Genomic DNA, 16,119 nt, shown 5'->3' with positions numbered 1-16,119 from the left:
GGGCTATTCACGGGCGCGCAGGATGCGGGCGGGGCGGGCGCGCAGCGGGCGCAGGGCAAAGACGAGACCGGCGATGAGCGTAACCGCAATGCCGCCCGCGACGATGGCGAGCGCCGAGGGCCAGATCACCGTGAAGGGTGTCTCCATCACGAAATGACTGACCGCCCAGCCCCCGCCGATGCCCGCCGCCAGCGCCACGCCGCCTGCGGCGGTGCCCAGAAGGATGGCACGCAGCGCGATGCTGGCGAGGATCTGCGCGCGCGCCGCGCCAAGCGTCTTGAGGATCGCGGCCTCATAGGTGCGCGCGCGGGCATCCGCCGCCGCCGCCCCGATCAGCACCAGAAAGCCCGTGAGCAATGTCACCGACGCGCCCCATGAGGTGGCCGAGGCGAGGCTGGCCAGCAGGTCGATCACCCGCATCAGCGCGTCGCGCACATTGATCGCGGTGACATTCGGGTAGCGGTCGGTGACCTCTCGAAGGATCGCTTCTTCGGTGTCCTGGCTGTCGGCATAGACGGTGGCGATGAAGGTATGCGGCGCGCCGACGAGAGCGGAAGGGTTCATCAACATCACGAAACCCATACCGACGCTGGAGAAATCGACCTCGCGCAGCGAGGTGATGGGGGCCGTGATATCGCGCCCGAGAATGTTGAGTGTGATCTCGTCGCCGAGGCCAATGCCCATTTCCGCCGCCTCTTCGGCGGCGAAGCTGAGTTGCGGCTGCCCGGTGTAGTCAGTGCCCCACCACTCGCCTGCGGTGAGGGTGGTGCGCGCAGGCAGCGTCTCGGCATAGCTGATCGCGCGGTCACCCTCGACCACCCAATGCCCAGGGGCCACCTCGCGCGCCGGGCGGTCGTTGATGCGGCTGATGATGCCGCGCAGCATCGGGGCGTGGTCGATGCGGCTGACGCCCGGGTCGTTTTCCAGCCGGTCGAGGAACCACGGCATCTGGTCCTTTTGCAGATCAACGAAGAAGAAGGAGGGCGCACGCTCGGGCAGGTCTCCGGCGATGGCGCGGCGCAGGTTGCCGTCGATCTGCCCGACGGCGGCCAGCACCGTGAGGCCAAGCCCAAGCGAGAGCATGACCGGGGCCGCCGTGGTGCCCGGCCCGCCGATCGCGCCGAGCGCCCAGCCGAGCGCGGGACGGGAGCGCATACGGGGGCGCAGGCTGCGGGCGACGCGCTGCACGGCAAGGGCTGCAAGGCTCAATGCGCCAAGCGCGCCGATGATCCCGCCCGCCGTCCAGAGGGTGAGCGTCAGGTTGCCGGAAAAGAGCGCCGCTGCCGTCAGTAAAAGGCCGAGAAGCGCCAGCGTGGCGATGACATAGGGCGTGCCGGGCCAACCGTGGCGGGCGCCTGCCGCCTCGCGGTAGAGCGCCGCCGCGCGCACCTCCCGCGCGCGGGCAAGCGGCCAGAGGGTGAAGATCAGCACGCTGAGCACGCTGTAGAGCGTCGCCTCGACCATCGGGGCGGGATAGACGGCAAAGACCGCAGGCACCGGCAGGCGCGCGGCGATAAACGGCCCGAGCAGGACCGGCAGGCCGACGCCCAGGATCAGCCCGCCGATGATGCCCACAATGGCCAGAACGCCGACCTGAAGGAAGTATGTCAGGAAGATCGTCCGTTGATCCGCCCCGAGGCTGCGCAGGGTGGCGATGACCTGCACCTTAGCCGCGAGATAGCTGCGCAGCGCCGCCGAGATGCCGACGCCACCCACGGCAAGACCCGACAGGCCCACCAGAACGAGGAAGGCCCCGAGCCGGGTTACGAATTCGGCGACGCGGGGGCTGGCGTTGCGGGCGTCGTTCCAGCGAAAGCCACTGCCGTCAAGCTCTTCGGTGGCGCGGCGCTCCATCGCGGCGAGATCGGTACCGGGGGGCAGAGCCAGCCGGTATTTCGAGGTAAAGAGCGAACCGGGCGACAACAGCCCGGAGCCGTCGAGCGCCGTACCTGCGACGATGGTGCGGGGCCCGAGGCCGAAGCCCGCGCGCGAGGGGTCGGGCTCGCGAACCAGTTCGGCCATCAGGCGAAACTCCTGCTCGCCCAGGCGAAACGTATCTCCGATCCCGATCCCGAGGCGCGAGACCAAGAGCGGCTGCATCACCGCGCCGGGCAGGCCCGCCGCCCCGGCAAGCGCCGCCTCGAGCGGCATGTCCGGGGATATTTCCACCTCTCCGTCAAGGGGATAGGCACCATCCACCGCCTTGACCTGCGTGAGTTCGCGCGTGCCGTCCGGCCCGAGCACCATGGAGCGGAAATCGACGATCTCCGAGATGTCGAGGGCCACTCCCTCCATCCAGCCGCGCTCCGCCTCGGTGGCGAAACGGTAGGTCAGTTCGAGTTCCGCGTCGCCCCCCAGAAGCGCCGCACCCTGGTCGGCAAGCCCCGCGCGCACGCTCTCGCGCAGGGTGCCGACGGCGGCGATGGCGGCCACACCGAGGATCACGCAGGCCAGGAAGATGCGAAACCCGCGCAGGCCGCCGCGCAGCTCTCGCCGGGCGAATTTCGCCGCTGTTCTCACACTCATGCGGTGCCCTCGATGCGCCCGTCGCGCAGGCTGATCACGCGGTCGCAGCGGCTGGCAAGGTCAGAATCATGGGTCACCAGAACCAGCGTCGCGCCGTGACGGTCGCGCAACCCGAACAGCAACTCGATGATCGTCTCGCCGGTGTTACTGTCGAGGTTTCCGGTGGGTTCATCTGCCAGGATAATCGCCGGGCGCGGTGCGGCGGCGCGGGCAAGCGCCACGCGCTGCTGTTCACCGCCCGAAAGCTGCGAGGGGTAGTGCCCGGCGCGGTCCGCGAGCCCGACGGCGGCAAGTTCCTCAAGCGCGCGGGCATCGGCATCGGGCGCGCCCGCAAGTTCAAGCGGCGTTGCGACATTTTCCAGCGCGGTCATCGTGGGGATGAGGTGAAAGGATTGAAAGACGATGCCGAAATTGTCGCGGCGCAGGCGGGCCAGCTGATCTTCGGTCAGCGCGCAGAGATCGTGATCTAGCGCACGGACGGCGCCGCCGGTGGCGCGCTCCAGCCCGCCCATCAACATCAGCAGAGAAGATTTGCCGGAGCCCGACGGGCCGACCAGCCCGACGCTCTCGCCCCGGTGGACATCCAGCGTGATCCCGTGGAGTATCCGGACGAGACCAGTATTCCCCTCCAGCGCGAGCGAGGCATCGGAGAGAGACATTAGAGGAGAGTTCATGCGTTTGCGCCTGATTGAAAAGAGTTTTTCGACATATGGGACCCTGCGGGGGATGGGCAAGGTCTTAGCCGTGATAACGGTGTTTGTCAGCCCGGCTTGGGCCAGTGAGCCAGTCACGGTTTTGGCATTGGGCGACAGTCTGACCCAGGGCTACGGTCTGCCCGAGGAAGACGGTTTTGTCCCTCAGATGCGGAATTGGCTGCAAGATCAGGGGGTTGAGGCCGACCTGATCAACGGTGGCGTATCCGGGGACACCACAGCGGGCGGGGCCGCACGGGTGGACTGGAGCCTGACACCCGACGTGGAGGCGATGATCGTGACGCTTGGCGGCAATGATCTCTTGCGTGGCATCGACCCTGCGGTAAGTCGAGGAAACATCGAGACAATTTTAGAGGTGGCCGAAGCCCGGGAGGTCGAGGTCTTGTTGGTGCCGATGGCCGCACCCGGCAATTACGGGACCGCCTACAAGGCCGCGTTCGACTCGATTTACCCTGAATTGTCAGAAACTTACGGCGCGATGCTGGCACCGGATTTCTTTGCCGGGCTGGGTGAGGATGACCCGGCGTCCTTGCAGCGCTATTTTCAGCCCGACGGCATTCATCCCAATGCCGAAGGGGTGCGGCGGATCGTCGAGACGTTGGGGCCGCATTTGGCCGAGCTGATAGCCTCTGCGCAGTGAAAAAGGGCCCTCGCGGGGCCCAATTCCTTTATCGCCATCTACGCATTAGGCGAGGGTGATGTTCGCCGCCGATTCGCGGCCGTCACGGCCGGCTTCGATGTCGAAATTCACTTTCTGGTCGTCGGCCAGACCGGTCAGACCGGCGCGCTCAACAGCGGAAATGTGGACGAAAACGTCCTTGCCGCCGCCATCGGGCGCAATGAAGCCGTAGCCCTTGGTGGAATTGAACCATTTCACGGTGCCAGAAGCCATCGCTCTGTTCTCCTTCGGTTTTTGCTGCCCGCGGGAGTGCGGCAGCCCGGCTCTGTCGTGCAAGATCGAGTGACTGAGCCGTAAAGGAGCAGGTGGTCGATAGTGGTAACGTCGCACCCAGAATTATGGGGCTGGAAACTTCCAAAATCAAGACTCATCGAATCCGCAGTTTCGCAACTTGTGAAAAACGCGGCACGTTTTGGCAAGGTCGGGGACAGCAAACCGCCCACGTCCCAGAGCCGTGTGTCTCAGAGGACAGTCACCACCGTGCCGATCGGGACGCGCTGATAGAGGTCCTGCACATGTGCGTTGATCATCCTTATACAGCCATTCGAGACCGAGCGCCCGATCGAGGATGGCTGGGTGGTACCGTGGATCCGGTAATAGGTGTCTACACCGTTCTGGAACAGATAGAGCGCCCGCGAGCCGAGCGGATTCCCGGGGCCGCCGGGTTGCACGTAATCGTTGCCCTTGAAGCGGCCATAGGTCTGCGGCTCGCGTTCGATCATCTCATTGGTGGGCCGCCATGTCGGCCATTCCTTCTTGACGTCGATGGTGGCGGTGCCGGTGAATTCGAGCCCCGCACGGCCCACACCCACGCCGTAACGGCGCGCACGGCCCGGTTCGGTGACGAAATAGAGGAAATGCGCCCGTGGCAACACGATCAACTGTCCGGTCTGATAGACCGGGTCGAAACTCACCTCTTGCGGCACGAACTTTGGGTCGAGTTCAAGCGCCTTTGCAACCCCCGGCAAAATCGCCGGGGTCGCGGCCGCAAAGCCGGTAGCGAGGAAATGGCGACGATCAATCATGAGTAAACTCCTTTACAGGCATGTCGTGATTATACCCGGATGGCGCAAGAGGGCACAATCCAAATTAGATCGCGGCCCAGTCGTCGAAGCGCCAGGGCACAGGGCGACGACGGAGCAAGGGGGGACGGGCGCGGCCTGTGATCGGCGTCTGGCGGGACATGGTGACCTCCTGCTGGTGCTGTTGCCCAACCGAGATAGGGAGAGACGCGCGGCTTGCCAGACCAGGTGTGCGGAACGTGAGCGGATGTGAGCGCGTCCCGTGCGTGCGATCACCTCTTCTGCGTCGCTTGTCCAGCGTCAGTCGCCTCGGCCCGCCCCTCCAGCGCTGCCGCCAGCAGGGTGCGCGCATACTCGGTCTGCGGCGCGGTAAACAGCGTCTCGGCCTCGCCCTCCTCCACGACATCGCCATCCTTCATTACCATCACCCGGTGGCTCATGGCGCGCACCACGTGCAGGTCGTGAGAGATAAAGAGATAGGCCAGCCCGTATTTCACCTGCAAATCGCGCAACAGATCCACGATTTGCACCTGCACCGTCATGTCGAGCGCACTTGTCGGCTCGTCCAGCACGACCAGCCTGGGCCGCAGGATCATGGCGCGGGCGATGGCGATGCGCTGTCTCTGCCCGCCGGAAAATTCGTGCGGGTAGCGGTCCATCGTGGCGGGGTGCAGGCCCACCTCCTCCATCACCTCGGCGACCAGATCGCGCTCGGGCCGCCCGCCCGGATTGCCATGCACGCCCAGCCCCTCGGCGATGATCTGCGCGGCGGTCATGCGCGGGGACAGGCTGCCGAACGGGTCCTGAAAGACGATCTGCATCTGCGCCCGGCGCTTGCGCAAGTCTCGCGTCGACCAGCCATGCACATCCTCACCGACAAAGCTGATCTGCCCCTGCGACGCAATCAGCCGCATGATGGCAAGCGCCAGCGTCGTCTTGCCCGAGCCGCTCTCGCCCACAATGCCCAGCGTCTCGCCCGCCCGCACCTTCAACGTGGCGGCATTGACGGCCTTCACATGGCCGACAGTGCGCTTGAGAAAGCCTTTCTGTATGGGAAACCACACGCGCAGGCCTTCGGTCTCGGCCACCACCTGCGCGTCTTCGGGCACCGGCGCGGGCACACCCACCGCCTGCGCCCCCAGCAGTTTGCGCGTATAGTCGTGCTTGGGCGCGGCAAAGACCTCGTCCACCGTGCCTGCCTCGACGATCTCGCCATCCTTCATCACGCAGACCTTGTCTGCGATGCGCCGCACGATGCCCAGATCATGGGTGATGAACAACAGCCCCATCCCCTCGTCGCGCTTGAGATTGGCCAGCAGCTCCAGAATCTGCGCCTGAATGGTCACGTCGAGCGCGGTTGTCGGCTCATCCGCGATAAGGATGTCGGGCTTGTTCGCGAGCGCCATGGCGATCATCACGCGCTGCCGCTGCCCGCCCGACAACTGATGCGGATAGGCCCCCAGCCGGCTTGCCGCGTCCCGAATGCCCACCCGCTCCAGCAGTTCCACGATCCGCGCGCGCGCCGCATCACCGGTCAGCGCCTGATGCAGTTCAAGGCTCTCGCGCAACTGCTTTTCCAACGTGTGCAGCGGGTTCAGCGACGTCATCGGCTCTTGAAAGATAAAGCTGATATCGTTGCCACGCACCTGCCGCAGCCGCTTGTCATCCGCGCCGATCATTTCCTGCCCCGCATAGGTGACGCTGCCCGTCACCTCCGCCGAGCTGCCCAATAGCGACACGGTCGAGAGCGCCGTGACCGACTTGCCCGAGCCGCTCTCGCCCACCAGTGCCACCGTCTCGCCCCGGTCGACGCTGAACGACACACCCTTGACCGCAGGAATCAACTGCCCGTCCTGCCGGAAACTCACCCGCAGATCGCTGACCGTCAGCACACTCATTCAAACGTCTTTCTGGGATCGAACGCGTCGCGCACGCCCTCGAAGATGAACACCAAGAGCGACAGCATGATGGCAAAGGCGAAAAACGCGGTAAAGGCCAGCCACGGTGCCTGCAGGTTCTGCTTGGCCTGCAACGTCAATTCCCCCAGCGAGGGCGAGGACGACGGCAGGCCAAAGCCCAGAAAATCCAGGCCCGCCAACAGCGAGATCGTGCCGGTGATCACAAACGGCAGCATCGTCAGCGTCGCCACCATCGCATTTGGCAGCATGTGGCGGAACATGATGGTGACATTGCCGACCCCCAAAGCCTTGGCCGCGCGCACATATTCCAGATTGCGCGCGCGCAGGAACTCGGCCCGCACCACGCCCACCAGCGCCATCCAGCCGAACAGCACCGTGATCACCACCAAAAGCCAGAAACTGCGCGGCAGGATCGCGAAGAGGATGATGATCACGTAAAGCTGCGGGGTCGAGGCCCAGATCTCGATGATCCGCTGAAAGATCAGATCCGTCCGCCCGCCGAAATAGCCCTGCACCGCGCCGGCGAAAATCCCGATGACGCTCGAGGCCAGCGTCACGATCAGCGTGAACATCACCGACAGCCGGAACCCGTAGATCACCCGTGCCAGCACATCGCGCTTGGTGTCATCGGTGCCAAGCCAGTTCTGCTCATTGGGTGGCAGTGGGGCGGCACCGGGCCGGTCCACGGTGGTGTCATAGCTATAGGGGATCAGCGGCCAGATCGCCCAGCCTTTCATGATCTCTTCGCCGTCAACCACCCCATCCCCGGCATCCGCGATCACGCCCTCAGGGTCGTCGAAACAGATATCCATCCCTCCGCTCGCGATCAGGCATTGCACCTCGGGGTCGCGATAGATCGCCTCGGTCTGGAAATCCCCGCCAAAGGCGGTCTCGGGATAGAACCGCAAGATCGGCGCGTAGAACTCGCCGCGATACTGCACAAGGATCGGTTTGTCATTGGCCACGAACTCGGCAAAGAGCGTGATGGTGAAGATCACCGAAAAGAGGATCAGCGACCAGAACGCCCGCCCGTTGCGCCGGAAATTGCGCCAGCGGCGCTGGTTCAGAGGGGATAGTCGGATCACAGCACCCCTCCTTCAGCGTTCCGCAAATACTCCGGGGGAGTCGCGCCGCAAGCGCGGCGGGGGCAGCGCCCCCATGATGCCCGGCCCATCCTCAACCCTCCCGCTTCTCGAAATCGATGCGAGGATCAACCAGCACATACATCAGGTCCGACAAGATACCGACCACAAGGCCAATGAGACCGAACAGGAACAGAGTGCCGAACATCACCGGGTAATCGCGCCCCACCGCCGCCTCGAAGCCGAGCCGCCCCAGACCGTCGAGCGAAAAGATCGTCTCGATCAGCACCGAGCCGCCGAAGAACACCCCGATGAACACCGCCGGAAAGCCCGCGATCACGATCAGCATGGCGTTGCGGAACACATGCCCATAGAGCACACGCCCCTCGCCCAGCCCCTTGGCCCGCGCGGTCATCACGTAATGTTTCTTGATCTCGTCGAGAAAGCTGTTCTTCGTGAGCAGCGTCAGCGTCGCAAAGGCAGAGATCGTCGAGGCGATGACCGGCAGCGCGATATGCCAGAGGTAATCGGCGATCTTGCCGCCGAGGCTCAACTGCTCAAAATTGTCCGAGGTGAGACCACGCAGCGGGAATATCTGAAAATAGCTGCCGCCCGCGAACAGAACCAGCAGCATGATCGCGAACAGGAACGCCGGGATCGCATAGGCCACGATAATGAGCCCGCTGGTCCACGTATCAAACCGCGATCCGTCCTGCACCGCCTTGCGGATGCCAAGGGGGATCGACACCAGATAGGCGATGACGGTCGACCACAGGCCAAGCGTGATCGAGACCGGCATCTTCTCCAGCACCAGATCCAGCACCTCGATCTTGCGGAAATAGCTCTCGCCGAAATCGAAGCGCATGTAGTTCCACATCATGTTGACGAACCGCTCCAGCGGCGGCTTGTCGAGGCCGAATTGTTCCTCCAATTCCGCGATCAGTTCCGGCGGCAACCCTCGCGCGCCGACATATTGCTCGTTGCCGCCCGCAGCCCCCACCATGTCCTGCCCGGTATCGGAACCCGAGCCCGAGAAACTCTCGAAGACATTGCCCTGGCCTTGCATGTTGGCGATCATCTGTTCGACCGGGCCACCCGGCACGAATTGCACCAGCGCAAAGTTGATGACCATGATGCCAAAGAGCGTCGGCACGATTAGCAACAGCCGCCGCAGGATATAGGCCCCCATCTCAGTGGCTCTCCCCGATCAAAGCGCGCCCGCGTCTTTCAACGCCTGCGCCTTCTCTGCGTCATACCACCAGAAATCCAGCACGCCGGTGGCATAGGCGGGCAGCGGTTCGGGATAGTCGTACATGTCCCAATAGGCGACCCAGCTACGGTCGAGATACCAGGTCGGGATCATGAAGAACTCATGCCGGAGCGCCCGGTCAAGCGCGGTCAGCGCGACGTCCTGCTCTTCCTTGCTGCCCGACTCGAGCGCGCGGTCAATGATCGCATCGACCATCGGGCTCGCCAGCCCCGCCGGGTTGAACAGGCTGAACGCGGCTTCCTTGCTGCCATAGCGCTGATGCAGGCCGGTGCCCGCCTCCAGAAACGCCACGTAGCTGTCAAAGATCAGGTCGTAATCGCGGTCGCGCTCGCGGGCGGTGTATTGCGCGGCGTCGATTTTGTCGAAGCGCGCGTCAATGCCCATCAGTTGCAGGTTCGACACAAAACTTTCGACGACCGCCGACATGGTGGCGGAGCCCGAGGCGGAAATCGGGATCTCGATGCTCAGCAACTCGCCATCCGCGTTGCGCCGCTTGCCGTCGTCACCCACGGGCCAGCCCGCCTCGTCCAGCAGTTTCATCGCGCGGCGCAGGTTGCGCCGGTCGTTGAGACGATCGCCATTGGACTCGTGGGCCATCACTGCCGGTTCACTCAACATCTCCGGTGGCACGACATCCCCAAGCGATTTCAACAGCTCCAGTTCCGCCCCCTCCGGCACGCCCTCGGCCTGCAAGGGCGTGTCCTGCACGAAGGAGTGGCGCTGCTTGAAGAGGCCGTATTGCAGCGATTGGTTGGTCCACTCGAAATTGAAGCCAAGCGCAATCGCCTGCCGCACCCGCTTGTCCTGTAACACCTCGCGCCCGAGGTTGAAGACAAAGCCCGAGGGCGTCGGCGGTAGCCCGTCGGGCAACTCCTCTTTCACCACATGGCCCTGATTGGCCGCCGGAAAGTCATAGCCCGTCGCCCATGTCTTGGAATTTCCCTCGGGGCGGAAGGTGTAAATCCCCGCCTTGAACGCCTCGAAGGCTGCATTGTCATCGGCGAAATACTCGATCCGGATGCGGTCGAAATTGTGCCGCCCCTTGTTGATCGGCAGGTGCCAGCCCCAGTAATCGGGGTTGCGCTCATAAACGATATTGCGGTTCACTTCCGAGCTTTTGACCTGATAGGGGCCGGACCCCGGAGCCGCGTCCAGCTGCGGCTCATCCAGCCGCGCGCCGGTTTCCTCGTACCATTTTCGGGGAAAGACCGGCGTTCCGCCGACCTGATCGATCAATGACCGGCGCGAGATGCCCTCGGCAAAGGTGAACTTGACGCGGGTGTCATCCAGCGCCTCGGCGCTCAGCACCCGGCGCTTGACCGCCTCGGCATAAGAGCGCAGGCCCTGCTCCAGAAAGAGGTTATGGGAGAACACCACGTCATGCGCGGTGACCGGCGTGCCATCGGCAAACCGCGCCTCGGGCCGCATGTGGAAGATCACCCAGGTCTTGCCCTCGTCATACTCAAGGCGTTCGGCCAATAGCCCGTAACTTTCGTTATACCGATCCCCCGGCAGCGGCTCTCCGGTGGCCTCGGACCCGCCCAAGAGGCTCTCATAGACCATCCACGACAGCCGCCCGGCGCGCCCCTTGCGCGAATAGGGGTTCATCGAATCGAAGGTGCCAGGGGCGTAGAGCGAGATTTCACCGCCCTTGGGCGCATCCGGGTTCACGTAATCGAAATGTTCGTAATCGGCGGGATATTTGAGATCGCCGAAGAACGAATAGCCATGCGAGGTGATGACCTTTTCATGCTCATCCGCCGCAACCGCCTGCGCCATGAGCACCGCGATGCATAGCCCGATCAGCAGCACCACCCCCCGCCAAATCGCGAAAATTTCGATACCCGGGGCCTTGGCGGGGGCTTGCTGTCCGGTCATGTCATCCTCCTGCTGTCGCACCTATTCTGTATCTGGCGCTTGATCCGTCCCCGGCAAGCTAAGGAGGGGGGGCAGCTTGTTCAAGCGCCGATAGTCGTGGCCCATGAAAAAGGCCGCCGCCCGGTGGGGCAGCGGCCATCGTCGCGGCAAACGGTCCGGCTCAGTTGCCGATGGTCTGGAGATAGGCCATCAGATCGGCGCGGTCCTGCTCGTCCTTGAGCCCGGCAAAGCCCATCCGATTGCCCGGCGCGAATTCACGCGGATTAGCGATCCAGGCGCTGAGTTGATCAAGCGTCCACGCGCCGTCGATGCCCTTCAGCGCGTCGGAGTAATTGAACCCGTCGGCACTGGCAATGTCACGGCCCACGACGCCGTAGAGATACGGCCCGACGCCATTCGCGCCATCCTCCAGCTTGTGGCATGCCTGGCAGCGACGGAAAAGCTTTTCGCCCTTGCCCGCATCGGCGGAGGCAACCATGGCGGCAAATTCAGAGCCGCCTGCATCCGCGCTTTCGGTGGCCTCAGTGGCGACCTCTTCACTGTCGGCCTCTTCGGCAGGTGCTTCTTCGGCCGCTGCTTCCTCCGCAGGTTCTTCCTCTTCGGTCGCTGCTTCCTCGGCTGGTGCCTCTTCGCTGGCGGCGTCTTCGGCAGGTGCTTCCTCGCTGGCAGCGTCTTCGGCAGGCGCCTCGGCTGCGGCCTCGATTACGATATCCGTCTCACCATCGGCTTGATCGAGATAAGCGATCACATTCGCGCGATCCTCGGACTTGCCCAGACCGGCAAAGCCCATGCTGGTGCCCGGTGCATACCCTGCCGGATTTTCGAGGAAGGCATAGAGGTTCTCGGCAGTCCAGACATCCGCCGCCTCGCTCAGCGCACCGGAATAGCCGAACCCATCGACGGCCCCGACATCACGACCGACAACATCATAAAGACTCGGGCCGACACCGTTCGCGCCGTCCTCGAGCACGTGGCAGGCCTTGCACTTGTTGAACACGCGCTCGCCCTTGGAGGCATCTGCCGAGGCAAAGATCGCGGCCATGTCGGGGGCTTCGTCTGCAACCTCCCCGGCTGCGTCATCCTCGCCGGTGTCGACAACGTAGCCCTGTGCGTGATCCTCACCATGCCCGCCGCCCATGGAATAGATTGACTCGGCTGCCCAGTTGCCCAGCAGAAAGATGAGCAGGGCCCCGCAAAATGCCCCGGCGGTCTTGGTCAGTGTCATTGTGTCGAACATTGGCTCGCTTCCGTTTGCTCTGTCGCTTGGGCGCGTATCTATCCGCTTCCCCTACCGCCGCGCAAGGTGTAGTTTCCGCGACCAAACGCCCTTCCGGGCCGAAATTACGGAAAAACCGCATGACAAACCGCATCGCCTTTCAGGGAGAGCCGGGTGCCTACTCGCATCAGGCCTGCGTCGAGACATACCCGGGGATGGAGCCGCTGCCCTGTCGCACCTTCGAGGACGCGATCGCGGCGGTGCGCGAGGGGCGCGCGGATCTGGCCATGCTGCCGGTCGAAAACTCGACCTTCGGACGGGTCGCCGACATCCACCACCTGCTGCCCGAATCGGGGCTGCATATCGTGGGTGAGGCCTTTGTGCGCGTTCATATCAACCTGCTTGCCCTGCCCGGCGTACGGCTCGACCAGATCGAAAGCGCGATGAGCCACACCATGCTTCTGGGTCAGTGCCGCGCCTTTCTGGAGCGCCATGGCATCCACCGCGTGACCGGGGCCGACACCGCCGGATCGGCCCGCCACGTGGCCGAAGAGGGCCGCCCGGAGTTGGCCGCCCTTGCCAGTGAACTTTCGGGCGATATCTACGGCCTTGAGGTGGTCGCGCGCCACATAGAGGATCACGGCACCAATACCACCCGCTTTCTGGTGATGGCCCGCGAGCCCGATTTTGCGGAGCGCGGCGAGAACGGGATGATGACGACGCTGGTGTTCCGCCTGCGCTCAATCCCGGCAGGGCTCTACAAGGCGCTTGGCGGCTTTGCCACCAATGGCGTCAACATGACCAAGCTGGAAAGCTACATGCTCGGCGGCAATTTCAACGTCGTGCAATTCTATGCCGATATCGAGGGCCACCCGGACGAGCCCGCCGTGGCGCGCGCGCTGGACGAGCTGGATTACTTCACCTCCGACATCACCATCCTCGGCGTCTATCCCGCCGATCCGCGCCGCCACGAGAAAAACTGACGCCGAAACGACGAAGCCCGGCACAGGGCCGGGCTTCGCATGTCGCTCGCGCTCGCATCATACCAGATGTGACGCCCGGCAGCGGACAAAGTAGATGACCCCGCCCAGAATGGCCCCGATCACCCAGGCATAGCCCGCAAGCTGGCTCAACCCGGGCACCCAGACCGTCGCGACCGAGAACACCGCCGCGATCCCGAAAGCGATCAGCGCATTACGGTTCCAGCCGCTGCTGTAGTGATAGGTACCGCCCTCCATGTCATAAAGATCATCGCGCTTGAGCGCTTCCTTGCGCAGCAGGTAATAGTCCACGATCATGATCCCGTAGATCGGGGCCAGCGTCGCGCCCAGCGTGTTGACGAAGCCGCTGATCCCGAATTCGCTGATGAAGCTGGTCCAGAACCCGCCGATCACGAGGGCAAAGACCGAGGTGATCAACCCCGCCTTGCGAAACCCGATCTTCGAGGGCGCAAGGCTGGCGATGCCGTTCACCGCAGGGATGAAATTGGCAACCAGATTGATGCCCACGGTGGCCGCGAAAAAGGTGATCGCGGCGATCACGCCCAAAAGCACGCTGTCGGTGCGGCCCACGATCTCGGTGGGATTGATGATCGCCTCGCCATAGACAACAGCCGCGCCCGCCGTGGTCAGCAACGCCAGTGCCGAGAACAGGATCATGTTGAACGGTAGCCCAACGAGATTCCCCACGACCATCGCGCGCTTGTCCCGTGCATAGCGTGAGAAATCGCTGAAATTGATCATCACGGCGGCGAAATAGGCCACCATCGTGCCGATGATCGCGATAAACCCGTTGAACTCCGTGGCCCAGGTGCCGTCAGGATTGGCAAAGATCGTCTGCGCCTGCGACAGGAGCTGGCCGTCGGACTTCACCCAGAGCACCGCCAGAAGGCCGATCATAACCGCATAGACGAAGGGCCCGGCGACGTTGAGAAAGGTCTCGACCCAGTTCATGCCGCGCCAGAAAATGACGATGTGAAAGGCCCAGACCAACACGAAGGACAGCCAGTCAATGCCGGTCAGGCCCAGCATCTCTTCGCCGCCGGTGATACCCGTGACCGAGCGGATCAGCAGCGCCAGCGCGGTCGAGGCGAAATAGACCTGCACCCCGTACCAGAACACCGCCACCGTGGAGCGCAATACCGCCGGCAGCATCGCCCCCGCAGTGCCCATGCTGGCGCGCGCGAAGACCGGGTAGGGAATGCCGTATTTCTCGCCCGCCGCCCCCGAGAGGTTCACCAGGAACATCACGAAGAGCCCCGCGCAAATCAGCGCGGCAAAGGCCGTCCAGCCGCTCACCCCGTAGGAAATGAACAGCGAGGCCACCAATGAGTAGCCGAACAGCGACTGGATGTCATTCGCCCAGACGTTGAAGATGGCGAACCAGCCCCATGTCTTCTGATCCGGCGTGACCGGGTCGAGTGTGTCGTCGCCGCCTTGCGCGGCCTGTCCGTCGAGTGTCACCGTCTGCATCTCAAAACTCCCTGTTATGGCCGCGCATGGCGATGTGGCCCATCGCACTTGATTGAGTGGCGGCTGAGATCGTGCGTCTGATATTGTATCTGAAATGTTAGATGCTATGTTAGATTATGATAATGCGCGAATTGAAAAAGGACTTTCAAGGATTGCAAGATACTCGCGTCTCCTCCGCCACGGCTGCGACACCCTCGAACGGGGGCGAGGGCCTGACCGATCGGGCCCATCAGGCGCTGCTCGACCGGCTACGCGATGGCCGCCTGCCCGGCGGCAGCTTTCTGTCGATGCCGATGCTGGTCCGGCAGCTTGGCCTGCCGATGGCCGCCACCCGCGAGGCCGTCAAACGCGCCGAGGCGAGCGGCCTGCTCCGCATCCTGCCCAAGCGCGGGATCACGGTGATGGATGTCGGGCCCGAAACCACCCGCGAATGTCTAGAATTGCGCGCGATGTTCGATTGCGAGGGGGCGCGGCGGATCATCGAGACCGGCGCGCCATTTCCGCTCGCGGCGCTGCGCACCGCGCATGAACGCCTGCGCGACACTGCCGGTGCCGCGATCAGCGCTGACCTGCCGCGCCACGCGATCACGACAGACCTGTCCCTGCACGACGCACTCGCAGGCGGGCTTGGCTCGACGCTTGCCCGCCGCCTCTATGCCGAGAACCGCGACCGCATCGCCATCATCCAGAACAGCCGACCCTTTCTTGCCGACCGGATCGCCTCGGCGATGCGCGAACATCTCGCGATCCTCGACGCGATGGCGGCCGGGGATAGCGGGCGCGCGCAGGCCGAAATCCGCGAACATCTACGTCATACGCTGCGCTGGTGGGGGATCTATCCCGCGTGATGCAAGCCTCAGGCGTTGCGCTTGAACCGCTCTTCGATATCCACGGCATAATCCGCCACCCGCAGCCGAAACCGTTTGGTCAGATTGGCGCGCGCCAGCTTGAGCGACTGCACCATCAACCGGCCGGAAATGCTGCGCGGCTCCAGCACCAGATCGACCGAAAGGCGTGTACGCCCGCGCGACAGCGCCACCAGATCGACCTGCATGCGCCCCAGAACGGCGGGCGAGCGTCCCTCAAGCCCGATGCCGTTGGGCGGGTCATACGCCGTGAGGTCGATATCCATCTCGCGCCTGCGCCCGCGCAACATGAACCGCGCGTGCCAACTCATGCCGACAGCCGGGGCGTCGAGCGCGTCCGTGCGCTGCACCTCGGCGCCGCGCCGCAACACTGACCGCTCAAACGACTGGAAATCGGTGATTTCCTGAAAAACCGCGTCTATCGGTGCCTCAATGTCTTCCTTGCTGCTGAACTGCATGCGCTATCTACCTGCCTGC

Annotated in this window: 14 protein-coding genes; 3 read left to right on the top strand and 11 right to left on the bottom strand. The window is 63.9% G+C overall.

Going from position 1 to position 16,119, the window contains the following annotated elements; genetic code table 11:
- Window positions 1–3 precede the first annotated feature (3 nt).
- Complete coding sequence (locus BHD06_RS00925; protein ID WP_080455102.1) at window positions 4–2,526, bottom strand: ABC transporter permease; 2,523 nt, start codon at window positions 2,524–2,526, stop codon at window positions 4–6.
- On the bottom strand, window positions 2,523–3,200 hold the full coding sequence (locus BHD06_RS00920; protein WP_080455101.1) for an ABC transporter ATP-binding protein: 678 nt from the start codon (window positions 3,198–3,200) through the stop codon (window positions 2,523–2,525). The genes BHD06_RS00925 and BHD06_RS00920 overlap by 4 nt, the downstream gene beginning before the upstream one ends.
- Between BHD06_RS00920 and BHD06_RS00915 the strand changes: the two genes are divergently transcribed.
- The gene (locus tag BHD06_RS00915) at window positions 3,199–3,879 is read left to right on the top strand and encodes an arylesterase (RefSeq protein WP_080455100.1); all 681 of its coding nucleotides are present in this window, start codon (window positions 3,199–3,201) and stop codon (window positions 3,877–3,879) included. The genes BHD06_RS00920 and BHD06_RS00915 overlap by 2 nt on opposite strands.
- Before the next feature lie 45 nt (window positions 3,880–3,924).
- Here the strand turns inward: BHD06_RS00915 and BHD06_RS00910 are convergent, their stop codons facing one another.
- The 7 genes from BHD06_RS00910 to BHD06_RS24660 all read right to left on the bottom strand — a co-directional run bounded on the left by BHD06_RS00910 (window position 3,925) and on the right by BHD06_RS24660 (window position 12,326).
- Window positions 3,925–4,131 carry a cold-shock protein gene (locus BHD06_RS00910; RefSeq protein WP_080455099.1) on the bottom strand — a complete coding sequence of 69 codons (207 nt, stop codon included), beginning with the start codon at window positions 4,129–4,131 and terminating at the stop codon, window positions 3,925–3,927.
- A 248-nt stretch (window positions 4,132–4,379) separates the two neighbouring features.
- Complete coding sequence (locus BHD06_RS00905; protein ID WP_080455098.1) at window positions 4,380–4,943, bottom strand: L,D-transpeptidase; 564 nt, start codon at window positions 4,941–4,943, stop codon at window positions 4,380–4,382.
- A gap of 269 nt (window positions 4,944–5,212) precedes the next feature.
- On the bottom strand, window positions 5,213–6,838 hold the full coding sequence (locus BHD06_RS00900) for an ABC transporter ATP-binding protein (protein WP_080455097.1): 1,626 nt from the start codon (window positions 6,836–6,838) through the stop codon (window positions 5,213–5,215).
- Window positions 6,835–7,941 carry an ABC transporter permease gene (locus BHD06_RS00895; RefSeq protein WP_080455538.1) on the bottom strand — a complete coding sequence of 369 codons (1,107 nt, stop codon included), beginning with the start codon at window positions 7,939–7,941 and terminating at the stop codon, window positions 6,835–6,837. Before BHD06_RS00895 ends, BHD06_RS00900 begins: the two co-directional genes overlap by 4 nt.
- A gap of 94 nt (window positions 7,942–8,035) precedes the next feature.
- A complete protein-coding gene (locus BHD06_RS00890) occupies window positions 8,036–9,130 on the bottom strand; it encodes a microcin C ABC transporter permease YejB (RefSeq protein WP_080455096.1) in 1,095 nt (364 codons plus the stop codon).
- An 18-nt stretch (window positions 9,131–9,148) separates the two neighbouring features.
- Window positions 9,149–11,089 (bottom strand): extracellular solute-binding protein, encoded by a 1,941-nt coding sequence (locus tag BHD06_RS00885; RefSeq protein ID WP_139784606.1) that lies wholly within the window; start codon window positions 11,087–11,089, stop codon window positions 9,149–9,151.
- 160 nt (window positions 11,090–11,249) lie between these two features.
- Window positions 11,250–12,326, bottom strand: a complete 1,077-nt coding sequence (locus BHD06_RS24660) for a cytochrome c family protein (RefSeq protein WP_080455094.1) — start codon at window positions 12,324–12,326, stop codon at window positions 11,250–11,252.
- A 119-nt stretch (window positions 12,327–12,445) separates the two neighbouring features.
- Here BHD06_RS24660 and BHD06_RS00875 point away from each other — a divergent pair, with 119 nt between their 5' ends.
- A complete protein-coding gene (locus BHD06_RS00875; RefSeq protein WP_080455093.1) occupies window positions 12,446–13,288 on the top strand; it encodes a prephenate dehydratase in 843 nt (280 codons plus the stop codon).
- Window positions 13,289–13,345: 57 nt separating this feature from the next.
- On the opposite strand, the gene BHD06_RS00870 is transcribed toward BHD06_RS00875, so the two are convergent.
- Complete coding sequence (locus BHD06_RS00870; protein ID WP_080455092.1) at window positions 13,346–14,776, bottom strand: NCS1 family nucleobase:cation symporter-1; 1,431 nt, start codon at window positions 14,774–14,776, stop codon at window positions 13,346–13,348.
- 152 nt (window positions 14,777–14,928) lie between these two features.
- Between BHD06_RS00870 and BHD06_RS00865 the strand changes: the two genes are divergently transcribed.
- Window positions 14,929–15,624, top strand: a complete 696-nt coding sequence (locus BHD06_RS00865) for a GntR family transcriptional regulator (RefSeq protein WP_254892262.1) — start codon at window positions 14,929–14,931, stop codon at window positions 15,622–15,624.
- Window positions 15,625–15,632: 8 nt separating this feature from the next.
- Here BHD06_RS00865 and BHD06_RS00860 read toward each other — a convergent pair whose 3' ends face one another.
- Window positions 15,633–16,100 (bottom strand): SRPBCC family protein, encoded by a 468-nt coding sequence (locus tag BHD06_RS00860; protein WP_080455090.1) that lies wholly within the window; start codon window positions 16,098–16,100, stop codon window positions 15,633–15,635.
- Between the last annotated feature and the right edge of the window lie 19 nt (window positions 16,101–16,119).

This window comes from Roseovarius sp. A-2, assembly GCF_002072155.1.
In the GTDB taxonomy this organism is placed as follows: domain Bacteria; phylum Pseudomonadota; class Alphaproteobacteria; order Rhodobacterales; family Rhodobacteraceae; genus Roseovarius.
This window is presented reverse-complemented; position numbering and strand designations above follow the sequence as displayed.

What these genes read in the sequence shown, in the direction of transcription:
- BHD06_RS00890 (WP_080455096.1), bottom strand. Translation starts at nt 9,130, where the DNA reads ATGGGGGCCTATATCCTGCGGCGGCTGTTGCTAATCGTGCCGACGCTC.
- BHD06_RS00920 (WP_080455101.1), bottom strand. Translation starts at nt 3,200, where the DNA reads ATGAACTCTCCTCTAATGTCTCTCTCCGATGCCTCGCTCGCGCTGGAG.
- BHD06_RS00925 (WP_080455102.1), bottom strand. Translation starts at nt 2,526, where the DNA reads ATGAGTGTGAGAACAGCGGCGAAATTCGCCCGGCGAGAGCTGCGCGGC.
- BHD06_RS00915 (WP_080455100.1), top strand. Translation starts at nt 3,199, where the DNA reads ATGCGTTTGCGCCTGATTGAAAAGAGTTTTTCGACATATGGGACCCTG.
- BHD06_RS00910 (WP_080455099.1), bottom strand. Translation starts at nt 4,131, where the DNA reads ATGGCTTCTGGCACCGTGAAATGGTTCAATTCCACCAAGGGCTACGGC.
- BHD06_RS24660 (WP_080455094.1), bottom strand. Translation starts at nt 12,326, where the DNA reads ATGTTCGACACAATGACACTGACCAAGACCGCCGGGGCATTTTGCGGG.
- BHD06_RS00875 (WP_080455093.1), top strand. Translation starts at nt 12,446, where the DNA reads ATGACAAACCGCATCGCCTTTCAGGGAGAGCCGGGTGCCTACTCGCAT.
- BHD06_RS00870 (WP_080455092.1), bottom strand. Translation starts at nt 14,776, where the DNA reads ATGCAGACGGTGACACTCGACGGACAGGCCGCGCAAGGCGGCGACGAC.
- BHD06_RS00860 (WP_080455090.1), bottom strand. Translation starts at nt 16,100, where the DNA reads ATGCAGTTCAGCAGCAAGGAAGACATTGAGGCACCGATAGACGCGGTT.
- BHD06_RS00885 (WP_139784606.1), bottom strand. Translation starts at nt 11,089, where the DNA reads ATGACCGGACAGCAAGCCCCCGCCAAGGCCCCGGGTATCGAAATTTTC.
- BHD06_RS00900 (WP_080455097.1), bottom strand. Translation starts at nt 6,838, where the DNA reads ATGAGTGTGCTGACGGTCAGCGATCTGCGGGTGAGTTTCCGGCAGGAC.
- BHD06_RS00905 (WP_080455098.1), bottom strand. Translation starts at nt 4,943, where the DNA reads ATGATTGATCGTCGCCATTTCCTCGCTACCGGCTTTGCGGCCGCGACC.